The organism is Sphingobacterium puteale (assembly GCF_050986225.1).
In the GTDB taxonomy this organism is placed as follows: Bacteria; Bacteroidota; Bacteroidia; order Sphingobacteriales; family Sphingobacteriaceae; genus Sphingobacterium; species Sphingobacterium puteale.
In genome coordinates this window covers 5,593,390-5,615,806 of record NZ_CP158959.1, presented here as the reverse complement: position 1 = coordinate 5,615,806, position 22,417 = coordinate 5,593,390, and the positions used below count along the sequence as shown (strand labels likewise).

The 22,417-nt window shown below is 42.8% G+C and carries 14 protein-coding genes and 1 other RNA gene; 6 read left to right on the top strand and 9 right to left on the bottom strand.

Annotated features, from left to right (window positions below; all coding sequences use genetic code 11):
• Nucleotides 1-40: 40 nt before the first annotated feature.
• The gene (locus tag ABTV71_RS23550) at nucleotides 41-859 is read left to right on the top strand and encodes a universal stress protein (RefSeq protein WP_121126696.1); all 819 of its coding nucleotides are present in this window, start codon (nucleotides 41-43) and stop codon (nucleotides 857-859) included.
• A gap of 18 nt (nucleotides 860-877) precedes the next feature.
• On the opposite strand, the gene ABTV71_RS23545 is transcribed toward ABTV71_RS23550, so the two are convergent.
• Nucleotides 878-2,359: an FAD-binding oxidoreductase gene (locus ABTV71_RS23545; RefSeq protein WP_121126695.1), complete on the bottom strand. Its 1,482-nt coding sequence runs from the start codon at nucleotides 2,357-2,359 to the stop codon at nucleotides 878-880.
• A gap of 141 nt (nucleotides 2,360-2,500) precedes the next feature.
• Between ABTV71_RS23545 and ABTV71_RS23540 the strand changes: the two genes are divergently transcribed.
• Both ABTV71_RS23540 and ABTV71_RS23535 read left to right on the top strand, forming a co-directional pair.
• Nucleotides 2,501-5,263 carry a hypothetical protein gene (locus ABTV71_RS23540; RefSeq protein WP_433901301.1) on the top strand — a complete coding sequence of 921 codons (2,763 nt, stop codon included), beginning with the start codon at nucleotides 2,501-2,503 and terminating at the stop codon, nucleotides 5,261-5,263.
• Nucleotides 5,264-5,273: 10 nt separating this feature from the next.
• A complete protein-coding gene (locus tag ABTV71_RS23535) occupies nucleotides 5,274-10,016 on the top strand; it encodes a TonB-dependent receptor plug domain-containing protein (protein WP_433901300.1) in 4,743 nt (1,580 codons plus the stop codon).
• Between the two features lie 75 nt (nucleotides 10,017-10,091).
• On the opposite strand, the gene ABTV71_RS23530 is transcribed toward ABTV71_RS23535, so the two are convergent.
• Both ABTV71_RS23530 and ABTV71_RS23525 read right to left on the bottom strand, forming a co-directional pair.
• Nucleotides 10,092-10,532, bottom strand: a complete 441-nt coding sequence (locus ABTV71_RS23530) for a hypothetical protein (RefSeq protein ID WP_433901299.1) — start codon at nucleotides 10,530-10,532, stop codon at nucleotides 10,092-10,094.
• A gap of 72 nt (nucleotides 10,533-10,604) precedes the next feature.
• Nucleotides 10,605-11,108 carry an N-acetyltransferase family protein gene (locus tag ABTV71_RS23525; RefSeq protein WP_433901298.1) on the bottom strand — a complete coding sequence of 168 codons (504 nt, stop codon included), beginning with the start codon at nucleotides 11,106-11,108 and terminating at the stop codon, nucleotides 10,605-10,607.
• A 433-nt stretch (nucleotides 11,109-11,541) separates the two neighbouring features.
• On the opposite strand from ABTV71_RS23525, the gene ABTV71_RS23520 reads away from it, so the two are divergent.
• Both ABTV71_RS23520 and ABTV71_RS23515 read left to right on the top strand, forming a co-directional pair.
• A complete protein-coding gene (locus ABTV71_RS23520; RefSeq protein WP_433901297.1) occupies nucleotides 11,542-12,825 on the top strand; it encodes a DUF5009 domain-containing protein in 1,284 nt (427 codons plus the stop codon).
• A gap of 110 nt (nucleotides 12,826-12,935) precedes the next feature.
• Nucleotides 12,936-13,982, top strand: a complete 1,047-nt coding sequence (locus ABTV71_RS23515; RefSeq protein ID WP_433901296.1) for a glycoside hydrolase family 18 protein — start codon at nucleotides 12,936-12,938, stop codon at nucleotides 13,980-13,982.
• A 140-nt stretch (nucleotides 13,983-14,122) separates the two neighbouring features.
• Here ABTV71_RS23515 and ABTV71_RS23510 read toward each other — a convergent pair whose 3' ends face one another.
• From ABTV71_RS23510 to ABTV71_RS23495, 4 genes are all read right to left on the bottom strand, one after another.
• Nucleotides 14,123-15,274 carry a Gfo/Idh/MocA family protein gene (locus ABTV71_RS23510; protein ID WP_433901295.1) on the bottom strand — a complete coding sequence of 384 codons (1,152 nt, stop codon included), beginning with the start codon at nucleotides 15,272-15,274 and terminating at the stop codon, nucleotides 14,123-14,125.
• Between the two features lie 20 nt (nucleotides 15,275-15,294).
• Nucleotides 15,295-16,356, bottom strand: coding sequence for a sugar phosphate isomerase/epimerase family protein (locus ABTV71_RS23505; protein ID WP_121126689.1), 1,062 nt, complete (start codon nucleotides 16,354-16,356; stop codon nucleotides 15,295-15,297).
• A gap of 63 nt (nucleotides 16,357-16,419) precedes the next feature.
• Complete coding sequence (locus ABTV71_RS23500; protein ID WP_433901294.1) at nucleotides 16,420-16,992, bottom strand: gluconate 2-dehydrogenase subunit 3 family protein; 573 nt, start codon at nucleotides 16,990-16,992, stop codon at nucleotides 16,420-16,422.
• 4 nt (nucleotides 16,993-16,996) lie between these two features.
• A complete protein-coding gene (locus tag ABTV71_RS23495; protein ID WP_121126687.1) occupies nucleotides 16,997-18,676 on the bottom strand; it encodes a GMC oxidoreductase in 1,680 nt (559 codons plus the stop codon).
• A 232-nt stretch (nucleotides 18,677-18,908) separates the two neighbouring features.
• Between ABTV71_RS23495 and ABTV71_RS23490 the strand changes: the two genes are divergently transcribed.
• Nucleotides 18,909-19,757, top strand: coding sequence for an AraC family transcriptional regulator (locus ABTV71_RS23490; protein WP_433901293.1), 849 nt, complete (start codon nucleotides 18,909-18,911; stop codon nucleotides 19,755-19,757).
• 45 nt (nucleotides 19,758-19,802) lie between these two features.
• Here ABTV71_RS23490 and ssrA read toward each other — a convergent pair.
• Nucleotides 19,803-20,170: a transfer-messenger RNA gene (gene ssrA / locus ABTV71_RS23485) on the bottom strand.
• A 160-nt stretch (nucleotides 20,171-20,330) separates the two neighbouring features.
• Nucleotides 20,331-22,361, bottom strand: coding sequence for a M3 family metallopeptidase (locus tag ABTV71_RS23480; RefSeq protein WP_433901292.1), 2,031 nt, complete (start codon nucleotides 22,359-22,361; stop codon nucleotides 20,331-20,333).
• Nucleotides 22,362-22,417: the final 56 nt, after the last annotated feature.

Here is a 22,417-nt window from a genome sequence, read left to right as displayed (position 1 = left end):
TATTAAAAAGGGATTTTTTAATCGTATAAAAACGGAAAATATGAAACGGATTATTGTTGCTACAGACTATGCTGAAGAGGCAGAACATGCCCTAAAGTTTATACTCGAAGTTTTCGCTGGTAAAAAATATGAGATCATCTTGTTCTCACTGCAGAACCCCTCGATACATGCGATGAACGCACGTCTTTCTCCCGATTCCATGTTCAAAATTTTTGAACATCAAAACAAGATTTTAACCCATAAAGCGGAGGGTATCACGCGGCAAAGCGGGGTGCCTGCTGTTCCTTATCTGGCAACGGGTTTATTCTACGATCAGATTACAAAATGCATTCAGGAGACAGGTGCCGACCTATTGGTCATGGGTATGGCCAAACGCTCGTTTGACCAGGATATGTTGGGTAATACAACTACGTCGGCCATTAGTAAACTAAAAATTCCTATTCTATCTGTTCCGCTTGGAGCACAATTTAGTGGGCTTAAGCATATCCTCTTCGCCTGCGACATCGTACGCGGAGTGCAAAAAGAAATTCTTGAAAAGGTGAAAGATTTCGCAACTGACTTTAATGCCGTATTGGAAGTGCTTAATATCCGTAAAACCGTTGAGCAGCTAAATGAAGAAAAGGGAAATGAAACCCGAGCGGCAATCGGAGACGTCATGGGCATCGTCAGTTATTATTATAAAAATGTAACGTCTAATGAGGTGGTCAAAGCCATTCGTGATGAGGTTAAAGAAAGTAATACTGATCTTTTGGTCATGATTCCCTATAAATATGGTTTCTGGAATTCACTGACACATCGAAGCAAAACGCGCATGATGGCCTCAGGCCTGGATGTTCCGCTGTTGACCATCTCCATATAATTGGTCAGGTCTTGTGGATTATTTATAGTGTCTGTAAAACTTGTTGTTGAAGAGTTCCGACGGGTCGTATTTTGTTTTAGTTCTGAAAAAACTATCTGCTTGCGGATAGGCTTTTCTCATTTTGTCTTTTGCGATATGTAGGCGATAGGGGAGATAGTATGTCCCCTCGTTTTTAATGGCCGCATCGACCAGAAGATTCGTGAGGCTATACATATCAGCCTCTTGTAGGGCTGTTTTTTTTTGATTGAATAAGAGCACAAAACCAAATACGTCTTCCCGTGCATAATTTAAATAGGCGTCATGGTCCCGATTGACGGCGCGGATGGTAATGTTCAGCAAATCCAGCTCCGATTTTAATAAAATAGGTTTTATGTCCTGAATAAAATTCATGAAATTTCGTTCAGGAATAAAGTATTCGTGGAGCAGATCCGTCGATGTGGTATCTTTGTTTTCGATCAAGGAGACTTGGCTATCCATGATCTCATTTCGGGTAAATGTGATATGCCGTGCAGGAATGGCTGAAGATGTTTCGAGATCCCAGCGGAGCCGCTTTCCATATTCGCTATTGACACTACCCCTAAATATCAGTCTTTTGGTTTCTTCAATTTTCTTTTCCTGTCGGGATAGCTGTATCGGCAGTTCTTCTGTCTGTTCAAAATAATTGAGCGTTGCCTCCGCTAGAAAATGTTTTTTGGAAACGCGTAATCGTCCAAAGACCAGATTTACTTTTGGATTGTCAAGAATATATTTTTTATAATACTTCGTATAATTTTCTGGAGCTAAGTTGACGTAATGATATTTTAGGGACTGATTATCGACAACTTTTAGCTTTACATCGAGTATAATACCAAATAGGCCATATCCACCAAGCACATGATGAAACAGTTCCGTGTTCTCGTCGCGGCTGCAGTGGAGTACCTGACCTTGGGCATTCATTAATGTGAAAGAAAGTACGCTGGAAGCTAAGGGCGGCGAATTCTTTTGCCATCCATGTCCATTGACACTCAGTGATCCACCAACAGAAAATGAACTAAAAGCTTGCATCACTGCAATTGATTTACCATAACGGTCTAAGTAGTGAATGGCATCCGTCCAAAGTGCACCTGATCCGATGCTTAGTATATTGTTTACCGTGTCAAGCTGCATGTGGTTATAAGGGAGCATATTGATCACTATACCATCCGGATACATTGTATGCCCGCCCATACTGTGACGGGCTCCGGCCAACGCTATTTTTAACCTCTTGGTATTTGCATAATGCAGAATTTGCCGCAATTGATTTTCAATAGCCGACCTGTCTTTTGGTATAGCAATGATGGTATCGACGCTGGTCAGATTAAGTGCGCTGGCATCATCCACATGCCGCGAAGGAAGGACCCTGTGATTATCGGTTTCTCTCCATTTGGTTTTGAGTAGATGGATAATGGGGAATGCAATAACCACTAAAAGAATAAGCAAGGTTAGAAATGAATAACGTTTGGTTCTTTGGGTTATACGCATGGTCTCCGTTCAATTTAATAATGCGAACGATCGAAAGGATAGTTCACTGCCAAAATAATATAAATTTATTGTTTTTTTTATTCTATTTTTATCCGAAAAGTTATTTAACCGAGTTCTATAAAAAGTCTCAAAAAAAATAATATGCGTTATGGAATTCCGTTGCCTGCTGCATCCCTGTCTAAATTATTACTTGAAAAGATGATAAAGTATACCTCTTTGTGTTTATTTCTCTGTGTTACTCAGATGCTATTTGGTCAGGTACAACATTACGAAGGTAAGATTACAGACGCTGTCGGAAGGCCATTGAAAGATGCAGCGGTGATTCGTGTTGCTGACAATATCGTATCCAGTTTTGCCGAACTGAATACCGGATTACATACACGGAAACTGATACGCACTGATGTCAATGGTGTATTTGGAATGGATCTCAATGATCGTGATAAAATACAGTTATGGAAATATCCAGTTCAGCTACCAACGACTTACCTATTATATGAGTTTCGGTCGGATCCCTTTGCTAAGTCCGGAGGATATCTTGTGGAACTTGTGGCGGCAAGAGAACAGCATACCGATCTGAATTTATTTCCATTGGATACCTCGACGATCGTATCCACAAGACCTGTGGTCTTTAGAAATAAGGGGGGAGCTTATTACAGTATGACGGAGAAAGGAAATCGGATTTACATCCATCAAAATCAAAAACCGGGCTATGGACTGCTTGATATCAATCTGACGCTCGGGGGATCGGTCAGTAAAGCTGATGACCGCGTCAGACTGCAAACTGATTATGTTCAGGGGCGCGCGAAAGACGGACTATTGATTGCCTCGAATGACGTTCCTTACAGCTGGGGACCTTCTGTCGCCCAAATTGACCTGCCTGGTTTTTATAACAACAAAAATGTATATCGCAAAGGCCATCACAGCTCTACCACGTTGGATATGACCTATAATAAAGATGGTGTGGGTAAATTCTATGGTGAAATTGAATATTCCAAGAAGCAGGGCCTCTTTGACCCGAATCGGGCTAAGTTCTGGGGAACGCAGCTGAATTACTCGCGCTATTTTGGCGTTGAACATCATTTTCAGGTACTGAATAAATTCAATCAATCCGATGAAGATATGCCCATGGTAGGCAATAACTACGCCAATGTCCTTATGGGAGCATACCTGTCTCCGGTCAATGTTGACGCTAAAGCACAGCCTACTTCCATTATTTCCGATGTTTATACTAATCCTTGGTATCTGTTCCAAAATAATCGGGACAACCAATTCAACCAGAAATACATAGGCGCACTGAAATATGACTGGGATCATAGCCGATTTTTCTTGGGCGCACAACTCAACTATCAATACCAACAAAATAAACTGAACTATGGTCTGGTAGGAAGCGTGAGCGGAATGAATAGGAATGTATTTGTCAATCGTAGATTAAAAACAAAACTGTTTGACACAAATGTTCAGGGAAAGTACTATCTGGGTGAAAATAAAAAGTTGTATCTACAAGGAAATTTTTGGCACAAAAAACAGTGGATGTCATTGGAAAGATCAAAAACAGATTTTGCTCCGGTTTCATTGGTGCATCAATCTTTGGAATTTCAAGCTGGATTGGTAGCAAAAGAATTTGGCGGCTATAATGCCAACTGGAATTTGGACTTGTTACCAAGTATACTGATAAACGACAAGAGTAAAAATAAGACCGCCTTTAATTTTGTTGGTCAGGTGAAAAGGAGGTTTGAATTCGATCTATTTGATTGGGAAAATATTATCAGTAATGTGTGGACAAAATTCGACCTTTCGCACCTTGAGCCCAACCAGATCAATAATGATATACAATTTAGTCTGATGCGATATTCCATCAAGGATTTTCAATCTTTCTTGCCGATGGATGAATTGCTGTTATGGAACCCTGTGGATAAACTGCAAAGGAAGATCAATTATGAGTTTGGTGCTTCTCTCAAACGAAAGTTTTGGAACCTCGATGGAAGTTTTTATCAGTTTTATGTGAAAAATGGTTATGCGCCGCTGTTGCAAGGCAATCAATATAAACTAAACAACGTAGTCGACTATCAACAAAAAGGATTTCGAATTGCTCTTTCTTCTCAGTTTGGCGTTTATAATAGTAATGTAGTTTGGTCGCCGAGACTGGATTTTCACCGTTATATCAATAAGGTTGACAAAATTCATGTGGCAGCTGATCGTGTCCAAATAGCTGGTATGCAGGAAATCAGTAAAAACTATATTGTCAACCAGCCGATCGGAGTGATAGTGGGAACCGTCTACGAACGTACCTCAGATGGTCAACTCCAGATTGATGGCGATGGCTATCCCATTATGTCCCCTGAGCAAAAGATTCTGGGAAACCCAAATCCCGATTTTTCTTTCATCTTTGGCAATACTTTGCAATATAAAGGATTCCGTTTGGATGTTGATCTCGAATGGAGCAAGGGCGGTAAGGTCTGGAACGGGACACGGCAAACGCTCAATTATATGGGACGCTCAAGGGAAACCGCCACTGAGCGATTGCTGAAAAATCAGTTGTTCCCGGGAATTGATCCACAGGGAAATAAAAATAATAAACGGGTTGATTACTATGATCCGGGCGAAAGTACAGACCTTAATAGGTGGGTGCGCTATGGGATATCGGGAGTCGCTGAAGAGGCTATCGAAGACGCAAGCTACCTACGACTTTCCAAAGTGAATCTTTCACGTAGTTTTGATATATCATGGCACTATCTCCAAAAAATTGACTTAATTCTTTATGCCGAAAATTTGATGTATTGGAGTAAATATAAAGGTAATTTTCCGGGCTCATCCTTGTTGGGACAGAGTAATGCGGTTGGATTGGATTACTTTAACTCACCGTTGATGAAAACTTTTGGTTTTAATGTATTACTGAATTTTTAACCGACTTGCCATGATTATTGATAACTTAAAAATTAAAGAAAATAGATCTGGAGATGAAGGTTTCCTAGCTGATATCACCACTAAAAGAAATGCTGATATTCTTGAAAATAATTCATTGGTATTTAAAATTGCTGATCCAAGACAGATTCAAAAGTATTGCCTTGCTTATTTTTTTACAATATTATGTTTGTTATTTGCAATTAATACTTTTGGTCAGATGCAGTCGGTTCGTGCTAAAATGAATGAATATAATGACCTGCTACCTTTGGAACGTATATATACGCATACAAATAAGACTATTTTTACACCGGGAGAAACAGTTTATTTTACTACATATCTATGCAATACGGGTTTCGGTGTCTCTAGTAGAAGTGATATTATTATCGTAGACCTAATTGCACCGAATGGACAGGTAGTTCTGCGTAAGCAATTTGCGGCAAATACAATTTATTCGAAAGGAAGCATGAAATTGGGAGGTCAGCTTGCGGGGGGCATCTACCGATTGAAAGTGCAGACTCCTTGGATGACCAATTTTCCAAATCTAGCTTATGAAAAGGAAATCACCATAATGCGTACCAATCCACCGCGTCTCTTCATGCAATTGGAACTGGAAAAGGAATCTTATGGGAAAGGAGAAACCGTTGTAGCGGAATTTGGTATCAAGGACTTGGCGAACCGTCCGATTTCAAATCAAACTTTTGACTATGACGTGAGTATTGGTGGGCAGCTATATCTTTCGAAGGTGGCTAAGACCGATCATTTGGGTAAATACCGAATATCATTTGCATTACCGGAAATTCTGAAAGATAATCATGTAAGTTTGAATGTCCGTTTCGTACAGCAACAGCTGATTGAGTCAATATCTAAGAATGTCCCTATTGTTTTTGAAGATATCGCTGTTAGTTTTATGCCTGAAGGGGGATATCTTCTAGCAGACTTTTTGAATGTGGTTGCATTTAAAGCTTTGAACCCGGAAGGATTTCCTGCAGATATCGAGGGTGTTGTCTATAATGATGCTGGCGAGGAGATCAGCAAATTTGCCTCCTTTCACCAGGGTATGGGGAAATTCTCATTCGTCCCAGAAAAGGGACGAACCTATTATGCGCAATTGAAAAAGCCATATCCGACAACAGAAAGGATGGCATTGCCTACAGTAAAAAATAACGGTGTAAAGGTGCAGCTGAAAGAACAGACAAAAGATGTTCTGCGATTGGAAGTCATCAGTAGCATGGACAGTCGGGTGAGCTATTTTATCCGAAAGGAAGATAAAATCTTCGGCACTGAAGAGATTGCGGTGACCAAAGGTACAAATTCTCTTACTGTACCAAAAGCTGGTTTGCCGCAAGGGGTGCTGAGTATATCTATTTTACAGGGAGGACAAATTCTGAGTGAGCGATTATTTTTTAATGCAGTAGAGGATGGTTTGCAGATTCATGTAACAAGCGATAAAGCGATCTATAAGACGCGGGAGGATGTGAAGTTGACGATTGAGACACGGGATGCGAAGGGAAAATCTATTCCGGCCGCGTTATCTTTGAGTGTTGTTGATGATAAGGTTTTAAGCTATTTGAATGATAAACAGCATCATATCCTCTCTTGGATGTGGCTGGGTACTGCAGTGCAGGGCGATATCTATCAACCCGCATTCTATTTTGATCCAACCAAGGACAAACGTACGCGAGCCCTCGATATGCTTTTGCTGACACAGGGCTGGCGAAATTATCAATGGGATAAGGTGTTGAGCAACGATGAACTTTTGGTGGTAAAAAATCAACCGAATAATATGTTCAGGGGTGTAATTTATAAGCAGGTAAACGGACAAAATACTCCGTATTCCTCAAAAATCTACGTAGTAGCAGATAGTTTGCTATATACTGTAATGCCTGATAAAAACGGATGTTTTTCGATCCGGACTATCCCTACTACGTTATGGCGAATCTACGTACCGACTCATCGAAAAAATGAATTGTATTATGTTTCCACATTTCAGAGTGAATCTCCTGCTAACTTACCTACAAGGGAAAAGAGACGTTTAACCGATTCTGTTTCAGTACAGATTGAGACGAATTTGCCTATCAAACTTGTCAACGATGAAACGGCTATCCCGCCGAAATTGGAAATGGCGTCTCCACGATTTAATCAAGAATCGAATTTAGAAGAAGTGGTTGTGATCAGCTATGGAACAGACCGGAAGACCGCAGTGACTGGGTCAGTGGCCACAATCAGCCGCGAAGAGCTCTATTCACAGGTGAACTTAATCTCTGCTTTATCGGGTAAGGTGGCCGGAATTAGTGTCAGTCCCTCGGGTGAGCGGTCCAATGCACCTGTTGTTATTCGTGGGATCAGCTCCATCGGCGGCACCGGTGGACCTCTTTTCGTAGTGGATGGGGTAGCTTATAACGAGGCCAATATAGCAAATTTTGCCGGTTTTCCGCCTGACTTGATCGAAAGTATCAGTATCGTAAAAGATGCTTCGGCCATGGCGCTGTATGGTTCACGTGGTGCCAACGGTGTTATCGTGATTACGACCAAAGGCGGAAAAGGAATGGAAGGTGATGCCTTCAATTTGTTTGGCAAAGGCCATCTTGTGGGAAATCAAAAATATCTGACTTTGAATACGGTATATCCAAAGGTTCGTTTTGATCAGCCACAAGAATTTTATGTGCCGAAGTACCAAAATAAACAGGCCTTGATCAAAGACGATTTTAGGGATAATATCTATTGGAATTATCATATTGAGACTGACGCTCAAGGATATGCCCAAGTTACTTTTTCCAATGCTGATGAAAATACTTCTTATCGGATCATAACGGAAGGGATTGGTAAAAATGGTCTAATAGGACGTAGTCAACAGACAACATATCAAGTGAAAGACGAAATTGGCTTAGACGTCAAATTGCCTTTGTATGCTTCTCAGGGAGATTTGATCAATGCGCAATTATTGGTTGATAATACAAGACGGCAACCTGTATCAATCCGTAGTCAGGTCGACCTGATAGGGGACAACCTTGAATGGAAATCTGAGGGGAATAATCTGAAAATTGGCGCACAGGAGCAAAGTCAGGTGCGTGTACCACTTGAAGTAAGGCACCCGTCGAATGAAAAAGACAAGATACGTTTTTCTATCCGTACTGATTCCACGGTATTGGGAATTATAAAGGATATTAAATTATTTGACAAAGGTTTCCCTGTAGAATTCGGTCATTCAACATCCAAATACTTAGCACATGAATTTGAACTGAAAAACACTATGGTGGGTTCACAACGGCTTTCGGTGGAGCTATACCTTAATCCATTGAAGCAGATTACGCAGGGATTGAAACGCATTGTCCGCGAACCATACGGTTGTTTCGAACAGGTGTCTTCGTCAGTCTATCCCAATATATATGCGCTTTCTCTCCTTCAGCAACTTAGGGGAGATGAATCCTTGCAACGCAAAACACAAGAATTTTTGACCAGTGGTTATAAAAAATTGGCGGCCTACGAAATCAAAGGAGGAGGCTTTGATTGGTATGGAAAACCGCCGGCACATGAGGTGCTTTCAGCTTTTGGTTTAATTGAATTTATAGAAATGAAGCCATTTATCGCTGTAGATCAAAAGATGATCGAACGTACTCAGAACTGGCTTTTATCAAAAAAAGATGGTCGGGGAGGATACCATCAAGGAGCAGGACGGTACACTTTTTCCGGGAATCGCGAATCTATAAATAATGCTTATATCACTTATGCATTAAGCGTTGCAGGTGAAAGGGCGGAAATCGAGCTGGAGTTTCAAAAGGCTTATCAGGAAGTCCTGGGGACAAAAGATCCTTATCGTATGGCAATAGTAGCGCTTACGGCAAAGAATCTCAATAAATTGGAGCAATTGGAGAGCCTGAAGTTACGCCTAAAGGAGATTCTTCCTATGGTAATTGAAGATAAGAAAGGCTTAGCAGAAGGAAGCATTACGAATTCGGATGGACGTTCGCTGCGAAATGAAACGCTGGCCTGGATCGCACTTGTTTTCCAATTGGAAAACAAAGCATCTCCGGAATTGACAGCCTGTATGGAGGCACTTGTAAAATCTGCTGATCAGGGCTATTATGGTTCAACCCAGGCAACGGGACTCGCCTTAAAAGCTGCAACAGGATATTATCAACTGTTTGATCGGGATATGCGGGTGAAAAAAGGGAAAAAGATGGAACTATGGCTGGACGGGCAACTACTGATCCGTGACACCACTCTCGTGGCTGACTCGCTGAGCAGAATGTTTTTGACGGAGCTGCCTGCAGGAAAACATAAAATCTCCTTGCGCCTGGAAAACCTGGATTATGCTGTAGCTTCCTACCGATTTAATTATTTGACACTGGAACCGCCAAGTGCAAAGGATAGGACACTGGATCTGTCAACATCTTTATCCAGCAATCGTGTTCGTCTGGGTGACAATACGGTACTCAAGGTGCGGTTACACAATAAGGGGGGTAGGGCACAGGCAATGCCATTAGCGAAGGTCGGTATTCCAGGAGGATTAACTCCCGAGCCTCAACAATTAAGGGATTTAATGGAGAAAGGCTTCGTAGACTACTACGAAATTTTTGAAAATTACCTGGTGTTATATTGGCGCGGAATTGATGCAAATGAAACGAAAGAACTGTCTATAGATTTAAAAGCCCAAGTGCCAGGGAGATACCAAGGCGCCGCATCTTCGGGCTATTTATATTATACCGAAGAGCTAAAAGATTGGCAAGAAGGATTGAAGGTCGAGATTGAATAGTCAAATAGCCTAATTGTACGATCGGATAAAACCAAGTCTGCCAAAAGTTTGGTGGCAGGCTTGGTTTTATAAGCTTTATTGTAGAAGTGGTAAAATTTTGTTCCAGATCTGCTGGTAAATCTTATCATCTCGAATGATGCCTTTATTTTCTTCGTAATAATTCGGAGAATCAAAGCTTCCGCCTCTACGACGTTCAATCAGGAATATATTGAGGACGATTTTAGCTGTTCTATCGGATAAGGGGCTAACCAAAAAGTTGGAAATTTTTGTGTCGCCTTCATTACTAAATAATCCTGTGTTTTTGTTGTATACACTTGTCTGAATAAAACCCGAAGGACGGTCTAATTTAGCAATATAATAGCCGCTTTCATGAAGAGCCTGTACAATTTTTGTATAGGCAGAATCCGCGGAGATCATGATGGTCTTGGTCCGTTCCGGATTTTGCGCTGAGGTTGGATTGACCCAAAAGAATATAGAAAGAAGCGTCAATAGTAATGGGTGTGATCGTGAAGTCATATCTGTGGCTTTAAGAGTGTAAAATCATTACCTAAAGCTAATGATTTTTCTCTTGAAGGCCAATTGTATGACTTAACTTACCCGTTTACCCATTATTTTTAGACTCCGTTCCACATGATCTAGCGTAGCGATATTGGGAAGGTTCGCCCATTCCTGGAAGCCCATTTTTTCAAAAAGTGTGATGCTCGGGACGTTGTGCGCAAAGATGAAGCCCAACAAGGTATGTATCCCCAACGCTGGAGCCTGCTCTATGCAGTACTGAAGGATTTGTTTACCCAGTCCACGGCCCCTTTGCTGTTCATCCAGGTAAATGCTGATCTCTACTGTGGCATCGTAGGCCGGCCGGCCGTAGAACGACTGAAAACTCACCCAGCCGAGGATATTGCTATTTTCGTCCTCGACCAACCAAAGCGGTCTTTTTGACGGACTATGTTCATCAAACCATTTTTGTCTGCTTTCTATGGACACTGGACTGGTGTCGGCCGTGACCATCCTGGATGCAATGGTGGTGTTGTATATCGCGACAATAAGGGGTAAATCCGCCTGTCTGGCGTCCCGAAATATTAACTGGCTCATGTTAAATGCTGTTTTAGAACTAAAGTCAAAAATATAAGTTTTACCATATAGTTGATGCTTTTTGTCAAAGTTTTTCCTACAGAAGAAGTTTCATATACGCTATTAAAAAGCGAGTTTTTTTTTGTTGATCAACAGCCTAGGTTACGCTGACTTCAAGGTTTTAATAAATAGTGCCGTCTCCCGGGGTGAATGCTTGATAGCGGAATCAATATTCCAGTATAAAAGCTTAATAAAGCAACTATGTTCTTATAAAGATCAGTTTTTAAGAGCAAAAATTGCACTAATCTGAACATTTTTTTCTCTTGAATACGACCTAATTTTCTCATCTTAGGGTAAGCAAACAGCAGCTTTGTTTGCCGGATATAAACCTTACAACAAGAAAAATCAGGTATGCCTAGTTTTTGAGGACTATATCTCGTGTTTTTTTAATTCTATGGAGCTGCCGGATACAGTGGGGGGGATGCTTGGAACCGAGTGTTTGGCGGGTATGAAAGCTGATTTCTTGGGATTTATCGATAGCATTATGGATCAACAACAACCTAAACAATCAATTCGAATCCGTTCAATGGATGTCATGCGTGGTATGACCCTATTTCTGATGTTATTTGTCAACGATATATTCGCTCCCGGTGTCCCCAAGTGGATGCTGCATACGGAAGCGGATGTCGATGGCATGGGATTGGCAGATTGGGTTTTTCCGGGATTCCTTTTCATGGTGGGAATGGCTGTACCTTATGCCGTGGCCGCACGGGAAAAGATGGGCGAGTCCATGGGGCTTATCTTTTTTCATATTGTCTCCCGTACCTTGAGTTTGATCCTTATCGGTGTATTGATTCTGAACGGAGGCCGTGTGGATGCGATATTGACAGGAATGTCCAGCTTTCTGTGGTTGGGTTTGTTGTACCTCTGTATATTTCTGGTCTGGAATAGGTATCCTACTACATCCGGTAATCAGGCCCTATTTAAAGGGATGCGTCTGCTTGGGGTTCTGGGAATCTGTTATTTGGCTTATTGCTTTAAAGCTGCAGCGGGTAAAGGCTTGGAGATCGGTTGGTGGGGAATCTTGGGCTTGATCGGCTGGGGTTATTTTGCTGCTGCCACTACTTTTGTGTTAAGTCGGGGAAGGCTCTCCATTGTAGGATGCTTTTGGCTGCTGTTTCTTGTCCTGAATATCCTGTCTCAAACAGCATTCAAATTGCATATTCCGATCATTGGAGACTACTTAGGGGTGCTGTTATCAGGGAATGTACCTTGTATTGTATTGGCTGGAACAATCATTGGCATATTAATCAAACGGTATGCTGCTACACCGAAGTTGCTTTTACGTTGGATGCTGATTATTGGAATACTATGGTTCGTGGGCGGGTTTGCACTGCGTCCCTGGTTTATATTATCCAAAATTCACGGCACGCCAAGTTGGGCATTGCTCTGTTGTGGTATCAGCCTGCTCTTACTGCTTGTTATCTACTATGTAATAGATATTCGGAAATACCATAAAGGAATATTCGTCTTCGAGGAGGCCGGAAAGAATTCTTTGACGACCTATCTCGCACCGGATTTAATTTATTTCATCTGTTGGGGATTGCAGATTCCTTTGTTTTTCTATAAACAATCGGATAATATGCTCCTTGCTGTTGGTGGTTCACTGCTATGGGCTTTCGCTATGCTGTGGTATGCTATTTTATTGAAAAAGATAAATATCTATTTAAAACTTTAATAGAAGACGGATCGTTGTACGCTTACTATATGGCTAAATAGAGAACGAAATTTAGTCAAGCGACTCAGAATCGGCTCAGTTTAATTTGAATCTTTAATATTATGATGTGTATGAAATCTAAAAACAGTATAAATCCCCTCGAGTTAATAACCCTTGGCTTTACAGCGATAGCTTTATTGGCAATGATTATTTGTCCCCAAAAGAGCTGTGCATTTGAAAAAAATAAAAAAGTGGTAATTGCTTATGTGACTTCCTGGTCAAGCGTGATACCGGATCCGACGTACCTGACACATATCAATTATGCTTTTGGGCATGTCAATGACAGTTTTGATGGAGTGCGTATCGACAATGAAGCCAGATTACAAAGTATTATAGCGCTGAAGAAAAAGCATCCACACTTGAAAGTCTTGTTATCCATTGGTGGTTGGGGAAGTGGTCGCTTTAGTGAGATGGCTGCTGATGTCGTTAACCGGGAAAAATTTGCTGCGGATTGCGCGCGTGTTGTGAAAGTGTTTAAACTTGACGGCATTGATATTGACTGGGAATACCCGACCAACCCTTCTGCCGGTATTTCCGCGACGGAATCGGATACCGAGAATTATACGTTACTAATGCGGGATATTCGTAAGGCTATCGGTAGAAAAAAACTATTGACACTAGCCTCTGTATCAAGTGGTCAGTATATCGCATTCGACCAGATTAAAAACGACGTGGATTTTGTGAATATCATGACTTATGATTCAGGAAATCCCCCTTATCATCATGCGAGTCTGCATCGTTCACCTTTATCAGGGCGCACGACCTGTGCTGAAGCGGTGAAGGCGCATATCGCAGGTGGCATGCCCGCTGAAAAGCTGGTGCTCGGTATCCCATTTTACGGACGTGGAAATAAAACGGATATTAAAGATTTTATAGACTATAAGGATCTCCTGAATTTGCAGGGCTTTGAACAGAAATGGGACGATGAAGCGAAGGCACATTATCTGGTCAATGCAGAGGGAACATTGATATTGACTTTTGAGACACCCAAATCCATTTCCTTGAAATGCGATTATGTGCATGAGCAGGGTTTACTGGGAGCGATGTATTGGGAATATGCCGGTGATACCGAGGCGGGCGTACTGCGAGATGCGGTATATAAGGGAATTATACGTTGATAAAAGGCGTTCCAATAGAAAGCATTTCAAAAGAACGTGGAAAACCGAAATTACTGACCTATTGATAGGCTTCATAGTTGAAGGTGCAGTAATTTCGGTTATGGAATTGACTTCTAGCGTTTACGTTATTGTGATGACGATTAGAAAGCTGTCCATTTTTGACTGGACTGTCCAGAAGCTATTACCGTTTCGATAAATTTCATGCCCCTAGTTCCATCTGCAACGGTAGGGAAATCCAGCATGGCCTCCGAGGGACTGGTACCGTTTATCTTTGCGCGAACAGCGGCTGAAAAATTTCTGTAAATATTGGCAAACGCTTCGATGTAACCTTCGGGATGTCCGGCCGGTAAGCGAGTGTTGTGCTGGGCGAGGGGGGAAAGGTATTGCTGTCCGGCACGGAATATTTGTGCCGGTTCGTTAAGCCATTTCAATAGTAGGGTGTTGGGATCCTGTTGATTCCATTCAAGACCAGCTTTCTCGCCGTATATTCTTATTTTTAAAGCATTTTCTTCGCCTGCCGCTACCTGTGAAGCCGAGAGTACACCTGTTGCATTATTTTCAAACCCCAGCAGGACATTTCCGTCATCTTCTAATCGTCTTCCCGCCACGAAAGTTCGGAGATCGGCACATACCCGGGTTATTTTTAAACCGGAAATATATTCAGCCAAATGGGCGGCGTGTGTTCCAATATCACCCATGCAACTGCTCAATCCACCTCTTTCGGGATCTGTTCTCCAGGCCGCCAGTGGCGATTCGGTCTCGATCAATGTGCTGAGCCAGCCCTGTGGATATTCGACCATGATTTTACGGATATTGCCGAGCTTGCCTTCGCGAACCAGCTGACGTGCCTGTTTGATCATAGGATATGCCGAATAGGTGTAAGTCACGCAAAGTAGCAGCCCTGTTTCGTTGATCTTCTGCTCTAATAACTCCGCTTCGTTTAGCGTGAAAGTCATGGGTTTTTCCAATAGGACATGAAATCCATGTTCGAGGGCGAGCATCGCTGGCTCAAAATGGGCAACGTTTGGAGTTACTATGCTTACAAAATGCATCCGTTCGTGAGATGGTAGCTGACTTTCACGCAGGATCATTTCCCGAAAATTTGGATAGATTCGATCCGTAGGGAGCGAAAGCAGCTCTCCGGACTCCCGTGCTTTAACAGGATCCGAACTTAATGCGCCACAACATAGTTCGATCTGTCCATCTATACCTGCTGCCATGCGGTGTACGGCACCAATAAAAGCATTTTTGCCACCCCCCACCATGCCCATCCTGATTTTTCTGATTTCCATAATAACTGTATTTTAGGTTTTTAATGGTCTGATAAACCTATCAATTTTCGATTCAGGTTGTCATCAGGACCAGCAGAAGCAAAGTCGTCGAACGCGTGATCACTTACCCGAATAATGTAATCCTTGATATGTTGTGCACCTTCACGGGCCCCATCTTCGGAGTTTTTAAAGGCACACTCCCATTCCAGGACTGCCCAGCCCTGAAAATCATATTGCGTCAGCTTGGTAAAGATCGCCTTAAAATTGACCTGCCCATCGCCAATGGAACGAAAACGTCCAGCCCGTGCTTGCCAATTTTGATAACCACCATATACACCTTGACGGCCGGATGGATTGAATTCAGCATCTTTTACATGGAACATTTTGATCCGCTCGTGATAGATGTCAATGAATTGCAGGTAGTCAAGGCATTGCAGGACAAAATGTGAGGGATCGTACAGGATATTTGCCCGTTTATGATAATTGACTTTTGCCAAGAACATGTCGAAGGTGACGCCATCGTGCAGATCTTCACCCGGATGGAGTTCATAGCAGAGGTCCACATCGTATTGTTCGCAGGCATCCAATATGGGGAGCCACATTTTGGCGAGTGCCGTGAATCCTGTTTCCACCAGATTCTCCGGACGTTGCGGCCAAGGATAAACGTAAGGCCAAAGAAATGCGCCGCTAAACGTTGCAAGGGCCTTCAGTCCGAGGTTATGGGAAGCTTTGATCGCATAGTGGAGCTGTTGTACCGCCCATTGTTGCCGCTCTTTGGGATTATTATGTAGTTCTGACGGTGCGAACGAGTCAAATAACGGGTCAAAAGAGGGGTTTACAGCAATTAGCTGCCCTTGGAGGTGCGTGGATAGTTCGGTGATCTCCAAGCCGTAGGATTGTACAGTAGTCTTGAGCCGCAATGCATAGTCTTTATCTTCCGCGGCTCTTTGGAGATTGATCAATCGAGCATCCCAGGTAGGTATCTGGATACCTTTGTAACCGATCGAGGCAGCCCATTCACAGATGCCTTCCAGGGTATTGAACGGTGCGTTGTCGCTGGCAAATTGCGCTAAAAAAATAGCAGGTCCTTTAATTGTTGTCATAGATATTTTTTACGTAAATAAGATTGCCCATAGGGATGGCCTTATAGTTTTCTGTTCGTTGTTTTAAGCCCAGGCTTTATCTCCTTTTTCATAGGGAACATCCCCTTCATATCGGCCCGGAACCTGATTATAACGGAGTGCCTGTTTATAGCCAATTTCCGAAGAGAAATAGCCAAGGAGTGTCAACTGCTTAAACATGGTGTAATAATGATTGGGTGCCTCTCCTTTTTTTTGTGCATACTCTTTTGCTTCTTTGTCTATAGCTGTTAGTAGGGCAAGCCGCTGCTCGGCTGTAGCTTCCAAGAATCCCAGATGATGCATTTTTTTACAGGCCGCCTCCAATTTTTCCATCCCATCAATAAATATTTCCTGATCTGGGGCCTCGTAGCAGTCATTCACCATGACAGTCATAAAAGAGCCGACTTTAGCTGCTTTGGCTCCCGGGCTTTTTTGCGTGGTGGGGAGTATGGTGTCTGCCACCTCATCCAAAAATACGATTTGTTTTGGAGTTAACTTGAGGCGTTCCCTAAGGTCGCGTTCTTTGCTGGAGCTACAGCCCGTCAGAAAAGCATCGCCGCCAATTACGGCTCCGCCCGTAAGTAAGGCGATCATCTTTAAAAGTGTTCTTCTTTCCATTGGCTTAACTGTTGATTTTCTTGAGCTCACTGACGGCATGATCTACCGCCCTTGCTGTCAGTGCCATATAAGTCAGTGAAGGATTTTGGCAACCGGAGGAAGTCATGCAGGCGCCATCAGTGACATATACATTGAGACAATCCCATACTTGATTCCATTTGTTGAGTACTGAGGTTTTGGGATCCAGCCCCATTCTTGCGGTTCCCATTTCGTGGATGCCATGCCCCATGGCGTGGCCATTATCCCAGGTGTTCACATTTTTTATTCCCGCAATGGCAAGCATGGCTTTCATTTCTTCCTGCATATCTTTCCGCATCTTCAGCTCATTCTCTTTCAGCTCCGCATCCATGGCCAGTACCGGTAATCCCCATTTATCCTTTCGCTCTTTGTCCAGTGCGATTTTATTATCGTGGTAAGGGAGTATCTCGCCGAAAGCGGTAGCGCCGATGGTCCACTGACCGGGTTCGGTGAGCGCATCTTTGAAATCACCGCCAATATTGAGTTCGGCAATCTCTCTGCCCCAACCTTCACGACTGGCGCTACCTTGGTAACCGAAACCACGTAGGTAGTCTCTTTTGTCGTTACCTATATTGACAAATCGGGGAATATAAAAGCCATTGGCTCTTTTACCGAATATATACCTGTCTTCGTAACCTTCCACGATTCCGGAAGCACCGATGTTGTAATGATGGTCCATCACATTATGTCCTAGTTCCCCGCTGCTGCTACCCAAACCATCTGGCCAGATGTCTGTTGCGGAGTTGAATAAAATCCATGTGCTGTTGAGAGCCGATGCGCACAGAAAGACCACTTTACTTTTGAATTCATAAGTTTGGTTGTTCTCGGTGTCCAACACCTCTACGCCGCTAGCCTTTTTGGTATTTTTATCATAGATGACTTGCCGAACCAGCGAGTAGGGCCGGACGGTCAGGTTGCCGGTTTTCATAGCAGCTGGTAGGGTAGAGGACTGTGTGCTAAAATATCCGCCAAAAGGACACCCTTCCCAGCATCGGTTTCTAAATTGACATTTTGACCGCCCCGGAATCAGGGCTGTCAGATTTGCGGTTCGTCCGATGATCAGGTGTCGTTTGTCTCCATATTCTCGTTTAATACGTTTGGCTACGTCCTTTTCGACGCAGTTCAGCTCCATTGGGGGAAGAAACTGTCCGTCGGGCAAGTGTGCGATATTTTCTATGGATCCGCTGATACCGGCAAATTTTTCAACATGGTCATACCAAGGGGCAATATCATTATAGCCAATGGGCCAAGATACAGCGATTCCATCCCTTTCATTGGCTTCAAAGTCCATTTGGCTAAACCTATAGGACTGCCGGCCCCATAAGGTAGAGCGCCCGCCCATGCGGTAGCTACGCCACCAGGTAAAAGGTTTCAATTCGGTATAAGGACAGTCCTCCTCATTCACCCAACCGTCCATGACGGCCTCTGAGGCGGCCCAGCCACGATGGATAACTGGATACTTCTTTTTCTGTTCTGTAGTTGTACGTCCGCGGTGCGGGAGATCCCATGGTTCGCGTAAGGCAGATTTATAATCTTTGACATGTTCGTAGGGGCCTCCACGTTCCAGCATCAGGACCTTTAATCCCTTTTCACAAAGCTCTTTTGCGGCCCATCCACCACTGATGCCGGAGCCTACGACGATGGCATCATACGTATTAGCTTCCATGGTTGATTATTATTGAGGTTGAGTTCATAATTTTATTTTGGTTTATTTTTTATGCGATAGCCGCATACGATTTACATTTGGTTCCCTTGTCCTACGATAAATTTACAGTATCCATCGAGCATCTTTCAACTGCTATTTGGCTGAAAAAATATGTTATCTTGCCATTTTTCGCCTTTATAATCGTATATTATGTGTTCAGATAGCAGATGTATTCGCTAGTAAGATTTTTAGAATGAAAACACTGATCCAGAAAATACACGTTGAAGAACAATACTCTTTTGCCTGTCGAACGTACAGAACACCGACTTTTGAAACGGCCTGGCATAGGCATCCCGAATGTGAGCTAATTTTGATCACCGAGGGAAACGGTACAGCGCTTATTGGTGATTACATCGGTGATTACAAGCAGGGAGACGTGTTCTTTCTTGGATCGGATCTGCCCCATTGGTTTCGCAAATCGAAGCAGGACGCGGTCGGGAGTGCTATAGTGGTTCATTTTCTAAAGGATTTTTGGGGAACGGGATTTTTAGCGCTTCCCGAGATGCATGTTATCGCGGGCTTGTTGAAAAATGATAGCACGGGAATCCAGCTTACGGGAGATCTTTCGAAAGAGATCGCGCTTATGATCCGTCAGATTGAAAATACAGAGGGGCTTGAACGTATTCAGCTACTATTAAGCTGTATGGATAGGATCGGGGCATCAGAGGAACAAAAGGTGATCACCATGGCTTTTGATACGATCGCAGGCCGTGAGGAAAACATCGTTATCGAAGCGATAATAGATTATTCCTTCAAGAATTTCTTAAATCCTATTTCCTTGGAGGAGGTAGCCGCCAGTACGAATATGTCAATTTCGGCATTTTGCCGCTTTTTTAAAAAGAACATTAAAAAGAGTTATTTTGGTTTTATAAAGGAGCTCCGGATCGGTCATGCCTGCAAACTGTTGCGAGATACGAATCGGCCGATTTTGGATATCTGTTATGACAGTGGTTATAACAGTTGGGCACATTTCAGCAAACAGTTTAAAGTGGTTACAAAGGTGTCACCCTTAAAGTATAGAAAACAGTTTCGTACGGGATAGTGACTAAAAAAGAAAAGCCATATGCAATGCTGAATATGGCTTTTCAAGTGGAGCTGGAGAGATTCGAACTCTCGTCCAGTCATGGTACTGTATACGCTTTCTACATGTTTAGCTTCTCTTTGATTGTCGGGCGAGGGAAGGTGAGTCGCTTACCTATACCGTACGCCGTAGTTGCTGTTTCTCACAAGTGCTTAGCAACATCACACTTGCCAGTTCTATCGTTCGATGCCCCAAATGTTAAACCAAAGAACAGGATCTAACGGGACAAATAGCTATGTTAAGTCTAACTTAAGCAGCTAAGGCGTAGTTTTCTTCGCCAGTTATAATTCTGAAAGTTCAGATTAAAGTGCTCTACTAACAACGCACTACATGCTTACATAACCGTCTCCATCCTGTCAATTCCGGTCAACCCCAATTATGTTTAGCAAAGATACGACTTTTTTGATAATAAATCAACTGAAGGTTCATTCTAGCTGATAAATTAATGAAAACGAGGCTGTTAAGTCTGTTTATACGCTATAAGAAAACCCCAGCTATTTTATCTTCTGGGGTTTTATAAAAGTTGTATGCTGCTTATTTAAGTAAACCTGCCCGTTTGAGTAGAGGCTCAACAGACGGCTCCTGTCCCCTAAATCGTTTATAGAGTAGCATTGGATGTTCTGTTCCGCCTTTGGATAAGATATTATCTTGGAATTTATGGGCAATTTCGGTGTTGAAAATGCCATTTTGTTTGAAATAATCAAAAGCATCTGCGTCCAGTACTTCGGCCCATTTGTAGCTGTAGTAACCTGATGAGTAGCCGCCATTGAAAATATGGGAGAAGGCTGTGCTCATCGCATTCTCTTTGACATCAGGGTACAACTTGGTGGATGCGAATTGTTCATCTTCGAATGTTTTCAGATCAGCAATAGCACTTGGGTTTTGTCCATGCCAGCCCATATCCAATAAGCCAAAGCTCAATTGGCGCATCGTGGCCATTCCTTCCAGAAAAGATGCACTCTCACGGATTTTTTCCACCAATTCCATTGGGATCACTTCTCCTGTTTCATAATGTTTGGCAAACAATTCCAAGGCCTCTTTTTCGTAGCACCAGTTTTCCATGACCTGGCTTGGCAATTCAACAAAATCCCAATAGACAGAGGTGCCGGATAAGGTTGGATAAATCGTGTCAGCCAACATACCATGCAGCGCATGACCGAATTCATGAAATAGTGTTGTAACCTCCTGAAAGGTCAATAAGGATGGTTTTGTTGCCGTCGGGCGGGTGAAGTTGCATACAATGGAAACATGCGGACGCTCTTGTTTTCCGTCCTGTACGTACTGCGGCTTGAAGGAAGTCATCCAGGCACCATTTCGTTTCCCTTTACGTGGAAAGAAATCGGCATAGAAGATAGCGACGAGGTCGCCGTTATCTTTGGTGACTTCAAAGGTCTGTACTTCTTCGTGGTAGGTTTCAATATCCTTGACTTCTTTGAAATTGATGCCAAATAGGCGGTGTGCAACCTCAAATGCACCATGTAGCACATTTTCGAGCTTGAAATAGGGCTTAAGCTTCTCGTCATCCAGATTAAAACGTTCTTGTTTTAGTTTCTCCGCATAGTATGCACCATCCCATTTCTCCAGCTGTTCGATGCCGTCCAGTTTCTTAGCAAAAGCACTTAATTCAGCGAACTCCCGCTGCGCGGCTGGTTTCGCCTTCCCGAGCAAATCATTCAGAAACTCGGTTACCTTCGTCGGATTCTGTGCCATTCGTTCAGCCAGCACAAAATCTGCATGGGTGGTATATCCTAATAATTTAGCGCGTTCAAAACGTAGTTTTACAATTTTTAATACGTTTTCAACGTTGTTATATTCATTGTCCTGAAAAGCCTTTCGCCCTGCGGCCAAGGTGATTTCCCTACGCAATTCGCGGTTGTCGGCATAGGTTACGAAAGGGAGGTAACTTGGGAAATCCAGGGTAAATAACCAGCCTTCTTTTTCATTGGCCTTGGCCAATGCATGGGCTGCCTCAATGGCACCCTCCGGAAGTCCAGCCAAATCTTTTTCCTCAGTAACCAGCAGTTGATAAGCATTGGTTTCCGCAAGGACATTCTCTCCGAATTTTAGTTTTAAAAGCGATAGCTCAGCATCAATTGCGCGCAGCTGTTCTTTCTGCTCATCGTTCAATAGCGCTCCATTGCGGACAAAATCCTTGTATGATTTTTCCAATAACGTTGTTTGCTCTGCTGTAAGTGTCAGTTGATCTTTTTGATCATAAACTGCTTTTACACGTTTGAACAGGTCAAAGTTTAAGGTAATATCATTGCTTAAAGCGGATAATTTTGGGGCAACGTCCTGTGCTATCTTTTCTAGTTCATCATTGGTCTCTGCGGAATGCAGGTTGAAAAAGATACTGGACAATCTATCTAAGGTCTGTCCGGAATAAGACATCGCTGCAATGGTATTGTCAAATGTAGCTTCTTCGGGATTATTGACGATGGCGTCGACCTCAGCTTTTGTTTTTTGGATCGCTGCGTCAAACGCAGGGATATAATCTTCGTTTTTTATCTGTGAAAACGGAGCCGTATCATGCTTCGTTTTGAATTTTTCTGTTAAAATACTCATAAAGGTAAATGTAATAAATATTTATCTGAAGCGCTAAAATCAATGTAAATTATGTG

What these genes read in the sequence shown, in the direction of transcription:
- ABTV71_RS23505 (WP_121126689.1), bottom strand. Translation starts at nt 16,356, where the DNA reads ATGACAACAATTAAAGGACCTGCTATTTTTTTAGCGCAATTTGCCAGC.
- ABTV71_RS23510 (WP_433901295.1), bottom strand. Translation starts at nt 15,274, where the DNA reads ATGGAAATCAGAAAAATCAGGATGGGCATGGTGGGGGGTGGCAAAAAT.
- ABTV71_RS23520 (WP_433901297.1), top strand. Translation starts at nt 11,542, where the DNA reads ATGGAGCTGCCGGATACAGTGGGGGGGATGCTTGGAACCGAGTGTTTG.
- ABTV71_RS23535 (WP_433901300.1), top strand. Translation starts at nt 5,274, where the DNA reads ATGATTATTGATAACTTAAAAATTAAAGAAAATAGATCTGGAGATGAA.
- ABTV71_RS23530 (WP_433901299.1), bottom strand. Translation starts at nt 10,532, where the DNA reads ATGACTTCACGATCACACCCATTACTATTGACGCTTCTTTCTATATTC.
- ABTV71_RS23490 (WP_433901293.1), top strand. Translation starts at nt 18,909, where the DNA reads ATGAAAACACTGATCCAGAAAATACACGTTGAAGAACAATACTCTTTT.
- ABTV71_RS23545 (WP_121126695.1), bottom strand. Translation starts at nt 2,359, where the DNA reads ATGCGTATAACCCAAAGAACCAAACGTTATTCATTTCTAACCTTGCTT.
- ABTV71_RS23515 (WP_433901296.1), top strand. Translation starts at nt 12,936, where the DNA reads ATGAAATCTAAAAACAGTATAAATCCCCTCGAGTTAATAACCCTTGGC.
- ABTV71_RS23540 (WP_433901301.1), top strand. Translation starts at nt 2,501, where the DNA reads ATGCGTTATGGAATTCCGTTGCCTGCTGCATCCCTGTCTAAATTATTA.
- ABTV71_RS23550 (WP_121126696.1), top strand. Translation starts at nt 41, where the DNA reads ATGAAACGGATTATTGTTGCTACAGACTATGCTGAAGAGGCAGAACAT.
- ABTV71_RS23495 (WP_121126687.1), bottom strand. Translation starts at nt 18,676, where the DNA reads ATGGAAGCTAATACGTATGATGCCATCGTCGTAGGCTCCGGCATCAGT.
- ABTV71_RS23480 (WP_433901292.1), bottom strand. Translation starts at nt 22,361, where the DNA reads ATGAGTATTTTAACAGAAAAATTCAAAACGAAGCATGATACGGCTCCG.
- ABTV71_RS23500 (WP_433901294.1), bottom strand. Translation starts at nt 16,992, where the DNA reads ATGGAAAGAAGAACACTTTTAAAGATGATCGCCTTACTTACGGGCGGA.
- ABTV71_RS23525 (WP_433901298.1), bottom strand. Translation starts at nt 11,108, where the DNA reads ATGAGCCAGTTAATATTTCGGGACGCCAGACAGGCGGATTTACCCCTT.